At 73.2% G+C, this 1,219-nt stretch carries 2 protein-coding genes and 1 pseudogene; all 3 read left to right on the top strand.

From position 1 onward, the window contains the following. The coding region (locus I5E_RS21070) for an RsmE family RNA methyltransferase (RefSeq protein ID WP_022905723.1) at positions 1–475 on the top strand (475 nt) is incomplete at its 5' end. Positions 476–525: 50 nt separating this feature from the next. Further along, a complete protein-coding gene (locus I5E_RS03220; protein WP_022905722.1) occupies positions 526–879 on the top strand; it encodes a histidine triad nucleotide-binding protein in 354 nt (117 codons plus the stop codon). Next, positions 869–1,219: pseudogene (locus I5E_RS03215) on the top strand (PhoH family protein); the annotation flags it as partial. The gene I5E_RS03220 and the pseudogene I5E_RS03215, both read left to right, overlap by 11 nt.

Below are 1,219 nucleotides of genomic sequence, written 5' to 3'. Positions count from 1 at the left end.
AGGGCGGCCGCGACGAGATGGCGGGCAGGGCGCGACCGAGATCGGCGTCGACCGGTTCGTCCCGTGGTCGGCCGCGCGCAGCGTGTCCCGGTGGGACGGCCCGAAGGTCGACAAGGGCCGCGCGCGGTGGGCGTCGATCGCGCACGAGGCGTCGAAGCAGGCCGTGCGGTCGCGGATCCCGGACGTCGACGCCCCGGTCACCACGGCGCAGCTCGCCGCGTTCCCGGGCGCTGGGCGGGTCGTCCTCGTGCTGGACCCCGTCGGCGACGTCCGGCTCTCCGAGTGGGAGCCGCCGGCCGACCTCGACGAGATCGCCCTGGTCGTGGGGCCGGAGGGCGGCATCGACGGCTCCGAGTTCGACCGGCTCGTCGCCGCGGGCGCCGTCCGGGTCCGGCTCGGCGACACCGTGCTCCGGACGTCCACGGCCGGTCCGGCCGCGCTGGCGGTCCTGCAGACGCGGCTCGGGCGCTGGTAGCGCGCGGATCGGGAAGGCGTGGCGTCGGCGCCGCGTTCTACGATGGAGCCATGAGCACCAGCACGCCCAGCATCTTCTCCCGGATCATCGCGCGCGAGATCCCGGCGACGGTCGTCGCCGAGGACGACCGCGTGATCGCCATCGAGGACATCGCGCCGAAGGCACCCGTCCACGTGCTCGTCATCCCCAAGACCGAGCAGTACCGGAACGTCACCGAGCTCGCCGCCGGCGACCCGGACCTCCTCGCCCACCTGGTCGCCACCGCGCAGCGCATCGCCGACGAGCGCGCCGGCGGCCAGTTCCGACTCGTCTTCAACACCGGCGAAGCCGCCGGTCAGACCGTGTTCCACGTGCACGCGCACGTACTCGCAGGTGAACTGCAGGAAGGCACCCTTGCCGGCTAACGAACCAGCACCCACCCCGGCCGACCCGACGGACGTGTCGGCCTCGATCCAGGTCGACGGCATCGCCATGGTGCAGCTGCTCGGCCCCCAGGACCGGCTGCTCAAGACCGTCGAACGCCAGTACCCCGGTGTCCGCGTCCTCGTGCGCGGCAACGAGGTCTCGCTGACCGGTCCCGAGCGCGACGTCACGCGCGCACACGCCCTCGTCGACGAACTCGTCGGCATGGTCCGGCGCGGGCAGGACATCGGCCCGGCCGACATCCCGGTGTCGGCGAAGCTCCTCGACGAGGACCGCAAGCCCTCCGACACCTTCGGCACACCGATCGGTCGAGCCGCGCAA

It is taken from the genome of Curtobacterium sp. B18, from assembly GCF_000333375.1.
Lineage (GTDB): Bacteria > Actinomycetota > Actinomycetes > Actinomycetales > Microbacteriaceae > Curtobacterium.
This window is presented reverse-complemented; position numbering and strand designations above follow the sequence as displayed.